Consider the following 1,216-nt stretch of genomic DNA (forward strand, 5'->3'; position numbering starts at 1 on the left):
GGGTTTTCCCGCCAGTTGGTCGCCGCGATTCGTTTTAACTGGCGCATGTTGATGCCACGTTGTTCAGCCTGGGTGACTTCGGCCAGGCTCGCATCGGGGTATCGGAATTTTGCTTGGGCGATGGCTTTGGCAATGTTGCGTTGTTGCCGTTGTGTGTAGGCTTCTTCGACTGCTGCGAGGAAGATGTCTTCTGGTAGCGCATCTGTATAGGCTTCGTCGTTGACAATCTCGTTGAAGATGTCCGCGAAGGTTGATACTCGAAGTTTGCGCATTTTTGCTCGTACTGTTTCGTCGTCGATGTTGCTCATGGTTAACACTCCTTCTAGTGTTCGTAGTGGTCAGCAGGCCGGATGAAGATGGCATCGGCCACATCACCGCTAAGCGGGGTACTTGGGCGTTGTTGGTGTTCGGCTACCGGTGGTGTTTTTGCCCTTGGTGCAGCGTGGTGTTGTTGGGCGTGTGCAATGTCGGTCTGGATGCGTTTGATCACAGCCATAGTTGGGGCCAGTTTCTTGTCCAAGACTTGCTGGCATGCAGGCTCCAAGGTGGTGTTGTTGTGCTTTTTGCCCAGGTTGGCCAGCACGTTGCGAGCCTGGAGGAGTCCGCGGGGTATGGCGGCACTATTACGGTCGAGGATCATCGCTATGACTGTCTGTGTTGCGCAACCAAACGATGATGCCCAGGCCAGCAGTTCGTCGCGGGTGAGCGCCTTGTGGCCTTCATCGTCGCCACTTGGCCCATGATTGGGATCGGTGGAGTACCGGTATTTGAATCCGTGTAGGCGTGTGTGTTCAGCAACAAGCTGATCCCCGTTGAAGATGCTCACCAGTTGCGGGGTGAGCCTGACTGTTACTGATTCTCCTACCAGCTGAAATGGCACTGAGTAGTACTGGTAGTCACAGGTGATGTGCCAGTTGCGATCGACTTTGCACCGTTTGTAGGACACTTCTGTAAACGGGGTTGGCGGCAGATCGCGCATCACCGGTGCCTCTTCTTGGTTAAAGCGCATGCGCCGTGTTGTGCCATCAGCACGCAGCATGATGCTGTTGATGTCTTCAAGACGCTCAGTGATCGCTTCATTGAGTTCATCGAGGCTATAGAAGACCTCGTCGCTGAAGTATCCGAGTATTTTGGTGTAGGCGATTTTCACTGCACGTTCTACTGCCGCTTTGTCGCGGGGCCTGCCAGGCCTTGTCGGCACAATCGTGACCCCGTA

General features: G+C 54.5%; 2 pseudogenes. Both read right to left on the reverse strand.

The annotated features are described in order from the left end of the window. Positions 1-308: pseudogene (locus tag HMPREF3120_RS10950) on the reverse strand (ATP-binding protein); the annotation flags it as partial. Positions 309-322: 14 nt separating this feature from the next. Then, positions 323-1,216 (reverse strand): annotated as a pseudogene (locus HMPREF3120_RS10955) (IS21 family transposase); the annotation flags it as partial.

Source organism: Corynebacterium sp. HMSC11D10, assembly GCF_001806995.1.
GTDB classification, from domain to species: domain Bacteria; phylum Actinomycetota; class Actinomycetes; order Mycobacteriales; family Mycobacteriaceae; genus Corynebacterium; species Corynebacterium coyleae.